This window comes from Enterococcus sp. C65 (assembly GCF_040887165.1).
GTDB lineage: Bacteria > Bacillota > Bacilli > Lactobacillales > Enterococcaceae > Enterococcus_B > Enterococcus_B hirae.
The window spans coordinates 340,489-358,952 of record NZ_JBFOFG010000002.1 but is presented as its reverse complement, the minus strand read 5'-3'; the positions used below and the strand labels follow the sequence as shown (position 1 = coordinate 358,952).

Annotated in this window: 14 protein-coding genes and 1 pseudogene; 7 read left to right on the top strand and 8 right to left on the bottom strand. The window is 34.9% G+C overall.

The window, feature by feature from the left end; genetic code table 11:
* Positions 1–1,079: 1,079 nt before the first annotated feature.
* From AB3I12_RS03725 to AB3I12_RS03715, 3 genes are all read right to left on the bottom strand, one after another.
* Positions 1,080–1,430: a Spx/MgsR family RNA polymerase-binding regulatory protein gene (locus AB3I12_RS03725; RefSeq protein ID WP_010720213.1), complete on the bottom strand. Its 351-nt coding sequence runs from the start codon at positions 1,428–1,430 to the stop codon at positions 1,080–1,082.
* A 21-nt stretch (positions 1,431–1,451) separates the two neighbouring features.
* Positions 1,452–1,856: a Spx/MgsR family RNA polymerase-binding regulatory protein gene (locus tag AB3I12_RS03720; protein ID WP_010720214.1), complete on the bottom strand. Its 405-nt coding sequence runs from the start codon at positions 1,854–1,856 to the stop codon at positions 1,452–1,454.
* A gap of 228 nt (positions 1,857–2,084) precedes the next feature.
* Positions 2,085–4,289 (bottom strand): ATP-dependent helicase, encoded by a 2,205-nt coding sequence (locus AB3I12_RS03715; RefSeq protein WP_063626501.1) that lies wholly within the window; start codon positions 4,287–4,289, stop codon positions 2,085–2,087.
* Positions 4,290–4,466: 177 nt separating this feature from the next.
* On the opposite strand from AB3I12_RS03715, the gene AB3I12_RS03710 reads away from it, so the two are divergent.
* Positions 4,467–5,156 carry a YoaK family protein gene (locus AB3I12_RS03710; protein ID WP_010736953.1) on the top strand — a complete coding sequence of 230 codons (690 nt, stop codon included), beginning with the start codon at positions 4,467–4,469 and terminating at the stop codon, positions 5,154–5,156.
* Between the two features lie 128 nt (positions 5,157–5,284).
* Here AB3I12_RS03710 and AB3I12_RS03705 read toward each other — a convergent pair whose 3' ends face one another.
* Positions 5,285–5,497: a hypothetical protein gene (locus AB3I12_RS03705; RefSeq protein ID WP_025480261.1), complete on the bottom strand. Its 213-nt coding sequence runs from the start codon at positions 5,495–5,497 to the stop codon at positions 5,285–5,287.
* 278 nt (positions 5,498–5,775) lie between these two features.
* Here AB3I12_RS03705 and AB3I12_RS03700 point away from each other — a divergent pair, with 278 nt between their 5' ends.
* The 3 genes from AB3I12_RS03700 to AB3I12_RS03690 all read left to right on the top strand — a co-directional run bounded on the left by AB3I12_RS03700 (position 5,776) and on the right by AB3I12_RS03690 (position 8,537).
* Positions 5,776–6,378 (top strand): accessory gene regulator B family protein, encoded by a 603-nt coding sequence (locus tag AB3I12_RS03700; protein ID WP_010736952.1) that lies wholly within the window; start codon positions 5,776–5,778, stop codon positions 6,376–6,378.
* Between the two features lie 140 nt (positions 6,379–6,518).
* Positions 6,519–7,796, top strand: coding sequence for a sensor histidine kinase (locus AB3I12_RS03695; protein ID WP_010736951.1), 1,278 nt, complete (start codon positions 6,519–6,521; stop codon positions 7,794–7,796).
* A gap of 12 nt (positions 7,797–7,808) precedes the next feature.
* Complete coding sequence (locus tag AB3I12_RS03690; protein ID WP_010720220.1) at positions 7,809–8,537, top strand: LytTR family DNA-binding domain-containing protein; 729 nt, start codon at positions 7,809–7,811, stop codon at positions 8,535–8,537.
* 105 nt (positions 8,538–8,642) lie between these two features.
* On the opposite strand, the gene AB3I12_RS03685 is transcribed toward AB3I12_RS03690, so the two are convergent.
* Positions 8,643–10,160, bottom strand: a complete 1,518-nt coding sequence (locus AB3I12_RS03685; protein WP_063626500.1) for a zinc ABC transporter substrate-binding protein AdcA — start codon at positions 10,158–10,160, stop codon at positions 8,643–8,645.
* A gap of 294 nt (positions 10,161–10,454) precedes the next feature.
* Here AB3I12_RS03685 and AB3I12_RS03680 point away from each other — a divergent pair, with 294 nt between their 5' ends.
* Complete coding sequence (locus tag AB3I12_RS03680) at positions 10,455–11,642, top strand: AI-2E family transporter (protein WP_010720222.1); 1,188 nt, start codon at positions 10,455–10,457, stop codon at positions 11,640–11,642.
* Positions 11,643–11,849: 207 nt separating this feature from the next.
* Here AB3I12_RS03680 and AB3I12_RS03675 read toward each other — a convergent pair.
* Positions 11,850–12,052 (bottom strand): annotated as a pseudogene (locus AB3I12_RS03675) (hypothetical protein).
* Between the two features lie 186 nt (positions 12,053–12,238).
* On the opposite strand from AB3I12_RS03675, the gene AB3I12_RS03670 reads away from it, so the two are divergent.
* Positions 12,239–12,343, top strand: a complete 105-nt coding sequence (locus AB3I12_RS03670) for a putative holin-like toxin (protein WP_223603620.1) — start codon at positions 12,239–12,241, stop codon at positions 12,341–12,343.
* A 168-nt stretch (positions 12,344–12,511) separates the two neighbouring features.
* On the opposite strand, the gene AB3I12_RS03665 is transcribed toward AB3I12_RS03670, so the two are convergent.
* Positions 12,512–12,652 carry a hypothetical protein gene (locus AB3I12_RS03665; protein ID WP_155727565.1) on the bottom strand — a complete coding sequence of 47 codons (141 nt, stop codon included), beginning with the start codon at positions 12,650–12,652 and terminating at the stop codon, positions 12,512–12,514.
* Positions 12,653–13,021: 369 nt separating this feature from the next.
* Positions 13,022–17,206: a BspA family leucine-rich repeat surface protein gene (locus AB3I12_RS03660; protein WP_081248801.1), complete on the bottom strand. Its 4,185-nt coding sequence runs from the start codon at positions 17,204–17,206 to the stop codon at positions 13,022–13,024.
* 490 nt (positions 17,207–17,696) lie between these two features.
* On the opposite strand from AB3I12_RS03660, the gene AB3I12_RS03655 reads away from it, so the two are divergent.
* The gene (locus tag AB3I12_RS03655) at positions 17,697–18,263 is read left to right on the top strand and encodes a hypothetical protein (protein ID WP_063626498.1); all 567 of its coding nucleotides are present in this window, start codon (positions 17,697–17,699) and stop codon (positions 18,261–18,263) included.
* Positions 18,264–18,464 lie beyond the last annotated feature (201 nt).

Sequence of the window (18,464 nt, the reverse complement as noted above, 5' to 3'; positions counted from 1 at the left end):
TGCTACTTGATTTAAAGTTGAAACTTCTTAACGAGCTAGCGATTAATCATTCGATATTGCCGTAGCAACTTTTATATCATAACAGATCGACGTTTGTTTGTCAACTATTTTTTAAAAGTTTTTTTCACTTCGTTTTTCAGAAACGCTTCAGCAACTCATTTATCATAACTCATCGTTTGTTATTTGTCAACAACTTTTTTGAAGTTTTTTTCGATGAAATCAAGCTTCATAAGCTGTCGGTTTTTAACGACTCAGTTATCTTATCATGTGATAACTCACACGTCAAGAACTTTTTGAATCTTTTTTATTACTTCATTTTTTTAAAACGAGTAACTAAAAACAACAAAAAAGAATATACCATGTAATTTTACACATGTCAATAAGTATTTAAACCTTTGGTATAGGTTATCACTCTTGGTTTCAGCTTTTCTATATTAAATAAGCCATAGTCATTCTACTGATTCTGGCTATCCAGATAATCGAACCGTAAGACTTCTTTCAGCTGTTGTCCATTTATGACATCTTTGGTTACTCCACACGGTTGCCCCATTGATGAACGTTCATCGTTTTCCCGTTGATCAATGAGGTTGTGAAAAGAGTGTCATGACCTAAGCGTTAAGGATGAAAATCTCGAAACAGCTCCTCATGTTTTGAGATTTTTTGACTTATCGCCGAAGATCAGCTCTTTGAACACCGTGAATCAGAGGTCGTGAAAACATCGGGTAGCTCTGATGACAATAAGAAAGAATTTTTTGAAACAGCTTCTCATGTTTTGAAAAATTCTTTCTTATTTCAAGGAGCTGATGTTTGAACACCGTTTAGCAAGAGGCTGTGAAAGAAGCGTTCAACTCCGAGCGAATAAGCGATGATTTTTTAAAATAGCTCCTCATATTTTAGAAAACCATCGCTTATTGTTGAGGAGTTGCTTCTTGAACGCCGTTTATTCATTTTTAGAGATAATAGAAAAGACTGAGACAAGTTTCTTTTAGAAAAGATCACTCACAAAAAAAGGAAATGAATAGCCATCCATCTCCTCTAACCGACTATTTCGTTTTTTTGCCACTGAAGTCATCCTGTATTTATTGGCTTGCAATTAATTTCTCCATTAATTCCTCATTAAACCCAACAAATAAAACATTATCAAAAATAATCAGCGGACGTCTGATTAGTTCTCCATGTGTTCTACACAAAACAATCAATTGTTGTTCATTAATAGTAGATAAATCAATTTCCAGATTTTTGAAACCTTGTGACCAAGTGGCGAACAGTCGTTCCGCGTGAACATTCTCAAACCCACACAATTCTTTTGCTTCCTTAACGGTTAGCTCTCTCTGATCTAAATCAATAAACTGATAAGAGAGATGATGTTCTTCTAACCACTGCTTTGCTTTTAGACACGTCACACAATGCGCCGACCCGTATACCTTCACAAGATTCCTCCTTTTTTAAATTTAACTGAAGATACTGTTTTGCATATAAATCATTCTTCTTGCAACTGAACGAATTTCTCTTGGAACAAACGAACGAATTTCATCTTCATTAAAACCGATCAATATTCTTTTTTCATCAATTAAGATCGGACGTCTTAGTAAAGAAGGATATTGTTTAAAAAGGACGATCATTTGCTTTAATGTGAGCTCGTTGAAGTCAATAGCTAATTTTTCGTATATTTTTGAGCGAGTAGAGATAATGTCTTCAACGCCTCCGTTAGTGGCTGCTAAAATTTCACGTATTTCATTTTCTGATATCGGCTCTGCAAAAATATTTTTTTCTTCAAAATCTAAACGATTTTCTTGCAACCATGCTCTTGCCTTTCTACAAGAAGTACAGCTAGGGGAAGTATATACTTTTATCATTCTCTCACTCCTTTTTAATTATAATCCCATTCTAACTGAAAGTTATAAAAAACACCAATTATTAGCTATTAAAATTCAGAAAATTTATTCTCCTTTGCTATTAAACCCTTTTAATCCTGTGTTTATATGAAAAAAATTAATTTATTTTGTATAAAAAAAAGAAGAAAAATACATAAAAAAAACGATATTATTAGTATTTTTTACCTAATAATATCGTTTTTTATGTGATCAAACATGTATTTTTTTAATTTTACAACCTGTTTCTCTAATAAATCTAGAAGTTTTCAATTTTCTCGTCCCCTTCATCAAAGGTATACACAAATAGAGACGATTCCTTGCTCGGGTCATTGCTACATAAAAAAGACGGCGTTCTTCTTCGACTGTTGTCACATGCTCTGCCTTGACCTTATCCAAACTAATGGCTGCTTTATCAGAGGCACCATTGTAAGGAATAGCTCCTTCATTACAACCAACTAAAAAAACATTGCGATAGCTTAAGCCTTTACTTCTATGAATACTTTGAATGCATAAAGCATCAAGTTTTCCTTGTCGGTAAGCGATTAAACGAGTTTTTAGTTGTTTCGCAACTGCTTGGATGTCTTTTTCTAAATGGTTGATTTTTTCTAATGTTGGAAATTGTTTGAGCGTTCCTAACAACCATTCACGCTCACTACCGTCTATTTCTTTAGTTGGTCGACTTAATTTAAGGTAGCTTTGAATTAAACGATCAAAACCTTTTCCGCCATTTTTATCAAAAGTATGAAGGTTCTTTACAAACCGATGAATCTCTTTTTCTTTTGTTTTTAAATGCGGCTTTACAGAAAGGATATATTCCACAATATCTGTTACTTTATTTCGTTGTGAAAAATAGTCCTCACATTCAGCCTTCTTGAAATAGCAATTAATCATTAACTGATAGAGTACTTGTTGATAACCCTGTGTCTTTTTTTGATAAGTAGTTGCATTTTGCCAGTAAAGGATCCTTTGATAGAACTGTTGAAATAGTTTTATCCCAAATATCCCTTCGTATGGGCCATCTGCTTCTAGTACAAAGGGGATATCCGTCTGTAACAAGTCTTGGACTAATTGCTGGGTTTGCGTTAACGACCGATATAAAACGATTGATTCTTTGTATTTTCCTTTATGTTTAATCAATGTTTTGATTTGCTCAATGATCCAGCGACTTTCAGCTTGTATGTCATCAAAAGCTAGCGCCTGCATAATCCCCGCCTCTTTCTTAGCTGGAATCATTGCTTTTTGGATACGATCATTTTTATTAAATGTAATTAAGCGATTCGCTCCTTGAACAATGGTGGCACGTGAACGATAGTTGGTTAATAAAAAAAGCGTCTTCGTTGCGTACTCTTGGTCAAAATTTTTAATATAAGAAGGTTCCGAACCTCGAAACCCATAGATACTTTGATCATCGTCACCGACCACAATAAGTTTCATTGGTGTTTCCTTCGTGATCAGGCGAACAATCTCCCACTGTAAAGGATTCGTGTCTTGAAATTCATCAATAAATAAATAATCATATTTTTGTCCCACGAAGTTTCTGATTTCTTCGTTCTGCAAGGCTTGTTTTAAATTACTTAGAACATCATTGAATTCAAAAAGATGTTGCTCTTTCTTTTGTGCTTGCAGTTCTCGCATGAAGTGGGTCATTCTTTCGGAAATCGGCATAGTTGCATTCGGTTCAATAAAGTCAAAGTTTTCTTTTATCAACACTCGCGTTTCTTCTATTGATAAGTTCATATTCTGCCAATAATCAAGACGTGCCGCCAAATTTTTTTCTCCATATTGATCAAAAGCGTATAAATTATACTTACGAATAAGTTGTTGTATTAGTCCACTGACTTTGTATGAGGTCTCTTTTGAAAATTCTCCCTGTATCCCTTCAGTGACTACTTCTGGGAATTGGCGACAAATATCATTGTACAAACGAAAAAAGATACTATGAAAAGTTCCTATATGAACATTGGTCTTTCGTTGGCTAAAATTATCTACTCGCTTTTTCAATTCATTCGCAGCATTTCTCGTAAAAGTGATCATCAATATCCGTTGCTCATCTACCTGATTTTCAGTCATTAAATAGACAGCTTTTGCACAAATTGTTTGGGTCTTCCCACTTCCCGCTCCTGCAATGATCCTTAGATTTTTTTCCATATTGTAAGTAATCGCTGCTTTTTGCTCGTAATTAAAACGATTGTAGGAGCGCTTTTCCATCATATCGAAAAATGAATGACTATTATTCGTTTCTTTTTCTTCCTCAATCAGCCCAGGTGCTTCACCATAAGCTGCTTCATAGCTTGCAATGATCTCTTCTTGCATCCGGAAAATTTGTTGGAGCTTCTCATATCTTTTTTCCCAATGACTGATTTCTCTTTGTAAGCGAAGTATTTCTTTTTCATTCCCTTGATTGATTGTTTTCACATCTTTCTATATATAAATGGTCAATATTTTTCTTTTATACTAACAGACCTTTCTAAAAATTAAAATGACTTTAGCAAACACTGACCTTTTCTGAAAATTATCTATAAAATATCAAAAACATATAACCAATATGATAGAATAAAAAAGACAAATATATTAATTTGAAGGTGAATATAAATGAGTACTTCATTTCATGAAGGACGGACAATCGGACTTTTATTATCCTTTATCGGTGGCGCAATGGACAGTTATACATATATTCAATATAACGCATTTGCTTCAGCACAAACGGGTAATATTGTCTTAGCAATCATCCAAGCTTTCGATGGTGAATGGATTAGCGTTGGAAAAAAAATTCTTTCTACTGTCTTCTTTTTTTTAGGGATTTTACTGACAAAATTTTTGATTGATTATTTCAAAAAGAAAGAAAAACACTATTGGCGTTTGTATGTTCTTTACTACGAAGCAATTATCTTTTTCTTAGTCAGTCTGACTCCAATCAGTATCCACCCAGCCATCGTAACCATCATGATTGCATTTACAGCAGCTATTCAATGGGTCGCTTTTGATAAAATCGATGGACGAGCTTATACTAATCTTTTTACTACGGGGAATCTAAAAGGAGTTGCTACTAACTTATACGATTCTCTTGTCACAAAAGAAAAAGCAGCGTTCGATCGTTTTTTCCATTTTCTGACAGTTGTTCTGGCTTTCATCAGTGGCGCAGGCGTTCTCGTTTTTTGCCACCATTTATTTGGGCATTTTGCTATTTTATTAGTGGCTGTTTTATTTTTAATCATAGCAATTGTTCAAAGCATTCAAGTATGGAAATTTTACCAACGTCATATAGTCTTATCCAAAAAATAAGGACAAGCGTGTTCACTTTAATAACTAACTAAAAAAATCACTATACTTCAAAACACAACAAATAGGCTGATTTACAGGATACTCGGACAGTACCTCAGCCTATTTGTTGTGTTTATGTTTATTTTTATTCATTCCATTATCGCACTTGATTTTCGAACAACAAGTTGCCAATGCAAACTGTCGGCAGTTTCATTATCTTCTACTGCACATTTGATGACCCGAATCATCACGCTGTTTTCATAAACTTTTTCAATTTCTCCTTTGATAGGTGCTTCAAATAAATCTGAAACAAAAGCACCTGTTTCACCAACTTCAAATAATTGCTCATCCATTTTCTCCATTACTTGTTCATTCCCCATGATAGTTCCTCCAATATTTTTTAAGTCAATCAATTTTTAACATACTTCTAGGCAGAGAACACATAAAAATCATAAAAAGCCCTTTTCATGTCAAAACCGTTCACTTTTTTTATCTGCCATTTATAAAATACTCAAAAAAGAAAGATCTAACTGAATTTTTTGATCTTTTTTTTACGGTTTTGATGTCAAAACAACCTTTTATGAATCGAAACACTATTTTTAACAAATTTAGAATAAAATCGTTATTGGAGGTACGTTGGATGAAAAATAAAGTTGTAAATAGAATATTAGACACATTATTCAGTGGTGAAAAAATAGAAGATGAAATGGTTTATCTCCAAGTAAAATTTGCCCTTGATGTATTAATGAATAACCTTGGCAAATTGGCCGTTGTTTTAGTATTTTCTTTAATAACCGGTTCTTGGGTCGAAACAGGATTGACCTTTCTTTCTTATATTTGTATCCGTCGCTATGCTTACGGACTTCATTCTGATTCTGAATTTGTTTGTTTACTATGGACTTTGCTTTATTTGTGGGGCGTTCCCCTCTTAATGAAACACTTTGATGTGACCATCTCTTCCCCACTGAAGGTCATTTCATTGATCATCTGTTTCTTATTGTTGCTTCGCTATGGATCAAAAGGTACAGCAATCAATCCCATTGAACCTGAAAAACGCCCACCACTGTTAAAAAAAGCAATTTTCATGTTTCTTCTATTTGCAATAACTATTTTATTTTTCGCTAATTCTTACTTTTCTACTTACTTGCTTCTCGGGATTATTTTAGAAATAGCTACGCTGCTTCCAATTACGAATTATATAATGAATCTTGGAGGAATTTTCTATGAAAAAAACAATCATTAAACAACTTACTAATTTGTCTGACTTCTTTGTGTCTGGATGCTGCTTTGGTATGAGTTCAGAGTTTAAAATCCCTGAAAAATTAAAAAAATAATTCAATAAATATGCTATAATTTGGTAAAAATCAATGGGAGCTGTACTTTATGTTTTTGTGGTCCATAGCCTTGCAATATTTAATTTACACAATTTGTGTATTACTCATTGAACACCAAATTAAAAAGAAATACTTATTCGTTACCACTATTTTAATCTCTTGTGTCTTGTTAGGTTTTATGTATCCTTTATTTGGGATATTTACTGCTTTATTTGCTATAGGTATGCTGATGCTAACATTCTTCTTCTTTTCTACTTCCCCGCAAAAACTGGTTTATGCTCTTCCTTGGGGATTGCTTACTTCGCTTTTAGGAGACCATTTGACGAGCATCAGCGATTTTTTTATTTTGAAATCTGCTGTCATTGAACCAGGAGATTCCTTGCAGTATATTCATATCGTCATTTCTGCGACGTTATCGATCTTACTTGCTTTAGCTTTTAAAAAAGCCTTAGAAAATTTCCATGGGTTGGATCGCCGAATGATTGGAACCGTTGGCGCGTTGATGTTATTTACCTATTATATCGTTATCTTTTATACACGTTTTTCTGGCGAGACTCCCCAAATTTTAACTATCAACACTGGCTTTTTCATTCTTTATCTCTGTGGCGGGCTGTTTATCCTCATTTATTATTGGAAAATTTCAAAGAGAAAAATGGCAGACCAATTGTTAGAACAGCGTATGCAAATGCAACAAGATTACATCCGTGATCTAGAAAAAAACTATCAAGACCTTAGAGAATTCAAGCATGATTATCAAAACTTGCTTTTTTCAATGAATAGTTATCTTGCTGAAGGTGACCTGGAGGGATTACGTAAGTACTACAATCAAAATATCTTACCCACTCGTCAAATGATGGATCTTTTCCCAGCAAACCTTAGTCTGTTAGATAACATAAAAATTCCTGAAATAAGAAGCTTATTGTCTTTGAAATTAATGATGGCACAAGAAAAAGGATTATCCGTGCATCTTGTTATTCCAGAAGAGATCACTTTAAAGAAAAAACACACAGTAAACATCGTCCGAATGTTAGGTATTATTTTAGATAATGCGATTGAAGGAGCTTTAATTACTAAAAAGAAGAAAATTGAACTCTTTGTTTTAAAAAAGAAAAACTCAGTGATTATTCGTGTCATCAATACAACGATGAATACACTTCCGTTAAATCAATTAAAACAAAAAGGTTTTTCAACAAAAAAAGATCCTAAAAACGAAGGACTCGGTTTATTCATTTTGGATGAGCTGTCAAAGGCCAATCCTTATATCTTTTTAGAGACATCTATTGAGAATCAACGTTTTTCTCAGACAATCTATATACAAACAAAATAAAGGAGTATTCGTATGATTCCAATTTATATTTGCGAAGATGACACGAAACAGTTGGAAGTAATTTCAGCAGTGATCAAAAATCGAATTATGATTGAGAATTTGGATAGTTATGTCCATATCGCCACTTCTGATCCAATTGAACTTCTTCAAGCAGCTAGAGTACGAACCTCATCTTTTGGTATTTATTTTTTAGACATTGAATTAAAAGATAGCGATCTAGATGGTATTATGATCGGAAAACGCGTAAGAGATCTAGATCCTTTAGGAAAAATTATTTATGTTACTTCTCATACGGATCTTTCAATGTCTATCTTAAAGAGTAATATTGAACCGACTGATTATATTATCAAAGAAGATATTTTTGATTTAAAAGAAAATGTGGAACGTATTTTAAGTAAGATCTTTGAAGATGTCAAAGCGACTCCTTTACAAAAAGATATTTTTAAAATCGAATTTAACGATGAAATAAAATTTCTGCCGATCAAAGATATCCAGTATTTCTCTACTTCCCCAGGAACGCCACATAAATTAGAGGTTCATTTGACTCATGCGCAAATGCAGTTCTATGATAAAATCAAAGAAATAGAGAAAATGAACCGTCATTTTATCCGCTGCCATAAATCATACGTGATCAATACTCAAAATGTCCGTACGATCAACAAAAAAACTCGTGAAATCACGTTAGCAAATGGCGAAGTGATTCCGGCTTCTGTACGTGGTTTAAAAAAATTGATCTCGTAAATCTCAGACTTCTCCCCAAAAACAAACAAAAAAAAATGAGCAAAACTCGTCTGTTTGTTTTGCTCATTTTTTCTTATTTATCTTTTCTTGTTCCTATTTTGTAGTTTAATGTAACAGCATTTCTTGCGCAATTTCTTGCCCACTCATCTCTACTGGATAAAAAGTTGGCCAATGATCCATTTCTGCCAGTAAACTTTCTTGACTTTCATTCCCTAAATAGATATGAAAATGTTCCGAATCTGTTGGTGCAATCGAATGATCACTGAATTGTACATATCGATAAGCGCCACTTTCTGCCTCTACTGCTTCAAATAAGTAGCGTACGCCTCGATTTCCTGCAGCGTAATTCAAAACTCTTTTACCTGCATATCGGTAAGATGATTGCTTCGTCTCACCATTTTTAAAAGTAAATGCCATTCGATCTCCGTCAATCTTGATCTTTTCGACATCCGTCTGGTATCCGACGGTATAATAATCCTTGTACTCTTTTGCTGATTTTTTTGGATCGATTTTTGCCTTATACTCAAATACGGGATCTAAGGTTCCATCAGCTAAATAGTTATCGACCGTTTGCCATTGCCCTTTCCAATCGGACAATTTGCGGTCTTTCACAGCTGAATCTTCAAAGTAACCATTATATACATTTTTTTCTTTTTCTGGTGTCAGTGTGGCTTCCAGTGGATTCACTGTATCTGTCGTTTTTTGTAATGACTTGAGGTTTTCTTTCATTATGGTTAAGTAGTTTTCACCATTTGCAAGTTGTTCTTTCGTTAAACCTTCTAGAGGATTCAAGACAGCCAAAGAAACGCCGGCTTCATTTGCTAGAGTTCTAGCGATACTGTCTTTTGCATTTTCTTCGAAATAAATATATTTGATCCCATGATCTTTTACAAACTGTTTTAATTCAGCAATTCTTGCGGCTGAAGGCTCCTCACTTGAGGATAAGCCAGCTATTGACACTTGATTCAGTCCATACTCTAATGCCAAATAGTTGAATGCGGCATGTTGGGTAACAAAAGATTTTTGTTTTGCTTTACTTAAGGTATCCTGATAACTCTGATGAAGTTCTTGTAATTTTTCTAAATAATTCTCCGCATTTTTAGTAAAGGCTTCTTTTTTATCGGGGTATTTTGTGATCAGTTGATCCCTTATACTTTTTACTTGTTTCATTGCTAAACTTGGAGCTAACCAAACATGCGGGTCTAATTCATGAGAATGCCCTGCTTCGCCATGACTATGGTCATGTCCTTCTTCACTACCCGGTAACAACAACATCCCTTCAGTCGCTTTGACTGCTAACACATTCCCCTCTTTCAATGTGTTTTGGATTGCTGGTACCCAGGTTTCCATATTTTCGTTGTTATAGACAAAGACATCCGCATTTTGAATTTTTGCCATATCTTTTGCTGACGGCTCATAGTCGTGTGAATCTGTCCCAGCAGGAATCAATAACTCAACTTCTCCTTCATCTCCCACTACTTCTTTCGTGAAATCATACATTGGATAAAAAGTCGTCATCACCTGCAATTTTTCTTTTTTGTTCGAGGCTTCTTGTTGATTGCCACAACTGGCAAGTATACAAACAGTAACTACTATCCCTAATAAATAAACCAAACGCTTCATTTGACGACACTCCTTCATCTTCTTTCATTTTACGATTAAAGTTACCAAATCGTAATCTTTACGTTTTATCAACAGGATTTAATTTATCATATCGCTAAATAAATAGTCAAGCGTTTTCTTAAAACTATTTCTTTTTATTTTCTAGCCATTTCTGAACAGTATCATTTTCTTTTTGTCACTAGTTCCGACTATAATAAGATAAATCAGCTTGACGTTCCCGATAGGTAAAAAACAATTTCCTTTTACTTTTATCTTGAACTTAGAGCGATTTAGTACATTGAAAGGAGTAATAAATTGAAGAATAATTCTAAAGATCAGTCACGTCTGATACGTTTTCTAGGAGGAACGACTTCTTATTATGTATTAGGGTTGTTGATTATGTTAGCTTTAGTGATCTACTTTTTTCAGCAGATCGGTTTTATTTTTAAACCATTTTTTGTGATTTTTGCGACGACACTCGCCCCAGTACTATTTGCGTTAGTTTTATATTATTTACTAGACCCGTTGATCAAACGTTTGAGCCGAAAACTATCTAGAAATTTATCTGTTACTATCGTTTATGTCATTATTTTATTTTTGATCGGCTTAGGGAGTGTTTGGTTAGTTCCTTTCTTGGAGCAACAAGCCAAAACACTAATGACTAGTTTTCCTGATTTGTTCAACGATTTTATACAAACTTTGAAAAACTTCCTAGCGCAAACACCTTTTGCGGACACATTCGATCAATTCTTTTCATCGATTGATGATTGGACATCTAATTTTGCCTCGTTTATTGGCGATTATTGGGAAAGTGGCGCACAAAGTATCGGGAATATCTTTTCAGCAGTAACATCTACCTTTATTACATTGTTTACTGGTCCAATCATTGCGTTCTTCTTATTAAGAGATCCTCAGAAATTTTATCAAGCTGTGTTAGGGATCGTACCACCCAAGTTCCGTACAGATTTTCGGACATTGACTAAAATCGCCAATCAACAATTAGGTGATTTCTTAAAAGGGCAAATCATTGCTTCTTTCATCTTAGGAGCTGTTTATTGGGTCACATTTTTATTGATCGGCTTAGAATTTGCAAGCATACTAGCAATCGCAGCTGGGATTTTATGTATCATTCCTTACATTGGACCATTTATTGCCTTCTTTCCTGGATTGTTTATTGCTTTCCAAGATTCGACATTCATGGCAATTAAGTTTGTTTTGGTCTGGTTCATCGTCCAATTACTTCATGGGGACTTAGTTATCCCTCGAGTTATGGGCAATCGCCTTCAAGTCCATCCAATCACTATTTTGATTGTTTTATTAGTGATGGGTGATTTACTAGGACTCATGGGTGTAATTTTTGGTATCCCAATTTACACATTGATCAAATTATTGGTTGTCTTTACTTTTAAAAAGTTCAAACAACGCTACAACAAGTATTATGGCGATCAGGGTGTCTACCAAAAAGCAGAATTTTCGGAAAAAGACTACTTTGAAAAAGAGTAAAGAAAGTCTGGAACATCTCTCAAAAAAACGAGGGACTAGGACGACCAAGCTTATTTTCTTACTGAAGAAGACTATTGTCCCAGTCTCTACTAAACAGACCTTTTTTCCTGTATCTATGTAAAACAACAAGAGCTGCAATCCACATTTAGGAGTGCAGCTCTTCTTTTTTATGCTCATCAATCGCATAAAATGATTGGAGTTTTTAATTTACATCGATTCAATGACTAAGTGATTCCGTTTATTGAAGTGACCTGTTACTGAAATAGTATAATTGCTTTCTTCCAAAATGAGCAATTTATCCGCTATTTCTATATTGACCACTGATTGATTGGTTCAGGACTCATTTGTAATGTAAATCGCACAAGCAATGGCTGCGTCTTGATTACCTGAATTTTACCGAGTAAAACAATAGATTATTCCATCACGATCTCCTCGCTAAAATTATAGAAAAAACAACTAAAATTGAGAATTTTTAGTCAATTTTAGATATGCTAATAATAATCAAGACAGTAAAGTTTGTGACGGTGGCTATCCGATTGAAAGTGAGGTGGTGCGTATGTGCGTACTTCCAAAATCTTACAGAAAGGAGAAGCCTTTTGCCTGTTGAAACGGCGCTAGGATTAATGATTGGTTTCGGTTCTTTAATCGCAACAATCATTTTTGGAATCTTGGCAGTTGTAAACAACAATCAAAAAAAATAACCGTCAGCTTTAGCCGGTCGACGATTATTTTTCAAAAATAATATTAAACTGGTCACCGTCTTAAACGGTGCTGTTAAGGGAGTTGTTAGCGCAACTCCTCTTTTCGTATTCATTATATCAACTTTATTGATCTTTTACAATCAGAATGGGAAATCATCATTGCTAATATCATTGTCCATCCACTGGATTTTGTGAAGCGTTAAATCCACTGTTATTAGTCATCGTTGTTTCATGTTGTTCAAAGGTGGTTGTGATTGGAATCTTGGCAGGTTGATCAGTGTGATTACTACACAACACTAAGTAACGCATAATTTTACATCATATTTATTTTTAGATATTAGTGTCCAGAAAATGGCGATTTGAGCGACACAATGACAATAGATATTTTTAAACTAAAAAGTAAGAATAGAAAGGGAAAAAACAGCTAAGTTCACAAGTTTAAAAAAGAAGAAATCCCTGATATAATGTATTTTTTGTGTGTCACTTTTCTTTTTAAATGGCATAAATTTTTAATTTTATTTGACGAAAAATATAAACCTCTGTACACATTCCGGTATTCATCATTTAGCTCAACCTGTTTTAATTTTGAGCGTATCTTAAATCAAGAAAACTGAGACATTGATCAGATTTTTTCTAATCAATGCCCCAGTTTTTAGACTTACATAAATTTATTTTTCCTTAGTTTACAGAAACTGTTTGGTTTTCAGCCAATAAGTTGCCACTTCCATCATAGAAATTCATTGTTACTTGATCATCAGCTTTGATTAGGTCTGGCTTCACATAATAACTGATTGCCCCATCCTTAAAGCTCCCACCTTTACTGATCAGTTTACCATTGACAAACAAGTGTCCTTGGTGGACTTGGGTATCAGAACCATAGGCTCCTTTGATCGTTTGTGTGCCAAGTTTATAAGTCAATTCGTTGATTTCAGCTGTTGGTGTTTGAATAGTGACCCCAATCTCTGATCCTGGAATTTGCTGTCCTCGATTGTTGGCACCCATCAAGACTACCTGATCATCTTCTGACACTTTGAGGTTTCCTACATAATAACTGAACTTGCCATCTTTGAAGCTGCCACCTTGACTAACTTTTTCGCCATTGACCAACAAGATTCCTTGGTAAACATCGCCTGTATAGTTTCCTTCGATCACTGTACTGATTCCCACACGATGGGCTTCTGTTAATTGACCCAGTTGTTCTCCTATAGTTACCGGTTGTGGATCACCTAGTGGTGTATCGAATTTATCGTAGCCTTGAATCGTTGCTTGATCACCTGCTTTGATAATTTGAGAGTTCACATAATAGCTAAACTTACCATCTTTATAGGTTCCGCCCCAGCTGATTACTTCCCCATTCACTACTAGTTTTCCTTTATGGATATCCCCCGTGTAAGTTCCAGTAATGGTTGAATCACCTAGCTTATAAGTGTCCACCTGATCAATTGATCCTGAAGATTCGGAAATCACTTCAATCTCTTTAGAATCTATCAATTTCTTCTCTTTGTTGTAGCCATCTAATACGACTTTGTCGCCGACTTTTAATTTTCCAACACCGACATAATAACTGAATTGACCATCTTTGAAGCTACCGCCCCAGCTGACAACTTTGCCATTAACGGTTAATCGTCCGAGAGACATATCCCCTGTGTAGGTTCCAGTAATATTGACCTCTCCTACATGATATTCTTGTGGTTTCAACTCACTTTTCACTAGTTCTGCCACATAAGTTCCTGCCGTTAAATCACCAGTGCCGTAATTTGTCATAAAGTCAGCAGGTGAATAGCCTTTGGACTGACCATCTTCACGAATCCAATTTCCTGTCAGCTGATCTCCATCGTTCAATGCTTTCGGTGCTGATAAACCAGTGTCTCCAACCGCTTTAAAGTGATCGCCTAGTGTTAATTTATTAAGTGAAGTATCAGCAAACATATCCTTCATAGTTGTTACGTTACTGGTATCAAAACCACTTACATCTAAACTTGTTACGCTGCTTATATTGTAAAACATATTCTCCATAGTTGTTATATTACTGGTATCAAAACCACTTACATCTAAACTTGTTACACTGCTCATACCACGAAACATATTAGCCATATCTGTTACGTTACTGGTATCAAAGCCACTTACATCTAGACTTGTTACGCTGCTCATACCGGAAAACATATGTTGCATATTTGTTACTTTACTGGTATCAAAGCCACTTACATCTAGACTTGTTATGCTACTCATACCTTTAAACATTTTACTCATATCTGTTACGTTACTGGTATCCAGTTGACTTAACCCTTCGATTTCAGTTACATTCGTAGGTTTGTCAGCCGAGGTATTTCCACTAAATAATAAAAAAGAATTTTCTGGAGCAACTACTTTTCCAGACAAGACAATTTTCTTGATGGCTGTAGCATCTACTTTTTTGTTTTTGTACCATGGCGATTCTACAAAACCACTTAACTCACCTGCTCCGATTGTTAACGTTCCTGTATCTTCATCAAACATATACGGACTAGTTCCCCACGTGTCTGTTTCAACGGAAACATACGTGCCAGCAGTCAAATCACCCGTTCCATAGTTTTTCATGAAATCTTCTGCTGAATAAAACGTCCCTTTGCCATCTTCTCTCATCCAAGCAGAAGTAAGACTTGCGTTTTTTCCATCTGTTTCTACAAATTTAAATGTATCTCCTAGAATTAATTTCTTAAGTGGAGTATCAGCAAACATATTACTCATATTTGTTACTTTGCTAGTGTCAAAGTTGCTTAAATCTAAACTTGTTACGCTACCCATATCGTCAAACATATAACTCATATCTGTTACGTTGCTGGTGTCAAAGTTGCTTAAATCTAGACTTGTTACGCTACCCATATCGTCAAACATATAACTCATATCTGTTACTTTTCTGGTGTCAAAGTTGCTTAAATCTAGACTTGTTACGCTGCTCATGTGGCGAAACATATATTCCATCTCTGTTACGTTACTGGTATCAAAACCACTTACATCTAAACTTGTTACGCTACTCATACCGTTAAACATAGATTTCATATCTGTTACGTTACCGGTATCAAAACCACTTACATCTAAACTTGTTACGCTACTCATACCGTAAAACATAGATCTCATATCTGTTACGTTGCTGGTATCCAGTTGACTTAACCCTTCGATTTCAGTTACATTCGTAAGGTCACCTTTATTGCTTGTTCCAGTAAATAATAAACTAGCATTTTCTGGAGCAACTACTTTTCCAGCCAAGACAATTTTCTTGATGGCTTTAACATCTACCTTGTCTCTGTTCCATGGTGATTCTGCAGAGCTACTTAACTCACCTGCTCCGATTGTTAACGTTCCTGTATCTTCATCAAACATATACAGACTAGTACCCCACGTGTCTGTTTTAACGGAAACATACGTGCCAGCAGTCAAATCACCCGTTCCATAGTTTTTCATGAAATCTTTTGCTGAATAAAACGTCCCTTTGCCATCTTCTCGCTTCCAAGCAGAAGTAAGACCTCCTTGTCCATTAACAAATTTAAATGTGTCTCCTAGTGTTAATTTCTTAAGTGGAGTATTATAAAACATATAATTCATCGTTATTACTTCGCTAGTGTCAAAGTTGCTTAAATCTAGACTTGTTACACTGCTCATACCATAAAACATATAATTCATATCTGTTACGTTACTGGTATCCAGTTGACTTAACCCTTCGATTTCAGTTACATTCGTAAGATCCTTACCACCGGTACTTGTACTAAATAAGTAGTTTGAATTTTCTGGAGCCACTACTTTTCCAGACAAAACAATTTTCTTGATTGCTTCAAGATCCACTGTTCCGCTGTTCCATGGTGATTCTTCATAGCCACTTAATTCGCCTGCTTCGATCGTCAATGTCCCTGTGTTTTTATCAAAATTATACGGACTGGTGCCCCACCATCCTGTAGCAGAAACATACGTGCCAGCAGTCAAATCACCCGTTCCATAGTTTTTCATGAAATCTGCTGCTGTATAAGCCTTTCCTTTGCCATCTTCTCGCTTCCAAGCAGAAGTAAGACCTCCTTGTCCATTAACAAATTTAAATGTGTCTCCTAGTGTTAATTTCTTAAGTGGAGTACCAGTACACATATTATACATAGATGTTACTTTGCTAGTGTCAAAGTTGCTTAAATCTAAACTTGTTACGCTTTTCATATCGGTAAACATAGATTTCATAGATGTTACTTTACTGGTATCTAGTTGACTCAATCCTTCGATTTCAGTTAAATTCCTAAGGGGATAATCAGAAAATAAGAGGCTAGAATCTTCCGGAGCAACTACTTTTCCCGACAAGATAATTTTTTTGATTGCGGCATTATCCACTTTTCTGCTACTCCATGGCGATTCTTTATAGCCACTTAACTCACCTGCTCCGATCGTCAATACCCCTGTATTTTCATCAAACGTATACGAGCTGGTACCCCATGTGCCTGTTATCTTAGAAACTGCTGCCACGTTCGATTTTTGCGCTACTTTTGGCGCTTCAGCTGTTGGATTAGTTGCATCCCCTTCACTTTCGGCAGTCGGTGCTGTTGCTTGTTCTTGGGCGTCATCCGTTGTTTCATCCGTTGCTTCATCCGTTGGTGCTAATGAATCACTAGCTGTAGTGGTTGAATCCGTTGGGTTTACTAACGGATCTGTGACGTTTTGTATCGTTTGATCGATGGCTTCTTTTGCTTCATTCGCCTGTGTTTGTTCAGTAGCAGTTTCAGCTGTTGGTGTCAAAGTATCCGCTAATGCCATCGTTGGTGCAATCCCAGTATTTCCCATCACCCCAGCCACCGCAAACATCGTTAATAGCTGTTTTTTACGTTTTGCTGTTAATTTTTTCTTACTCATATTTACTCCTTTTTTGCTCTTATTTTTGATCATTATTTTCTCGTCAATACCACTTCATCAGCTTTAGGTGTTTCCCCTGTTTTCAATTGATTTTTCTTTCCAATGTCCATTTTGTTACCGAAGCTGACAAAATCGTATGGATCATCTCCCCTGCAACATTTATTTTACTTGTTCTAATTAAGCATAAACGCTCAATATTCCCAATTAATATTCTTGAATTTTGATCGTTTACCATAACTTTTTTTGTATATATTTCTTTCATTGATCGAGGAAATCAATCAAGCTTCTTCCACTACTTATCATCTGAAGAAATATTTCACCTACATGTTACGCTTTATGTAAAGGTTAATAGGTAAAAGAAAAAGAGAGTGGGACAATAGTCAGAAAAAAATCTGATTATTGCTCTACTCTCTTTTTTATTACATTTTTAAAGCTACTTTCAAATGTTGTTTGCTATAATTAAAAAAAGGTCTTTAAGGAGAACTAAATAATGCTTTTAATTAAATTTATGTTTACTTTAATATATTATGGTAGTTTTATTTATACAGTCTACAAAGTCAGGCAGATCCAACAGGAGTATTCAGATATCATGGCTCTATATAAACAAGAAAGAGAGCGTACTTTTCCAAACCTAACTGAACAAGAACAAAAGAAACGAAAAAAAGCAATCTCACAATATTATGAAAAAAAGGATCCTTCTTTTGCTCTAAAAAGAAAATTTTCATTTATCATTTATGTTATTGTCTTTTTTATTTTGGAACGTGTTATTCACTACTTTTTCCCTATTGAAGACGTTCCTAAAAATTTGAATTATATAATTCCCTATTTGGGAATAGCCCTTACCATCAGTGCTGTTACAGGTGTTTACTTAATTAAATCCCAAAAAAAAGAACGCGAAATATTTAAACAGTATTTAATAGACCATCCCAAAAACGAATTACAATTTGTTTGGGTTTCAGAAAAACTTCAGGCAAGTTTTATGCAAAATACAAATAAAAGATTTATAGTCCATCTTACACTAGGTATATTAATGATATTGTATCCTCTTTTTTCTTAGATGAGAGCATACATTAAATTGTTATTGCTTCCATCATATTCTTTGATTTGCGATACTCAATTTTATCATTACTCAATCGATTTTTTCATGATTCTTTCTTCTTATCTCACATTTGTTTTTAGACAAAATAAAAACGACCTTAATCCAATAACTCATGGATTAAGCGTCGAATGTTTTACCACCAGCTGATGGTTCATTAAA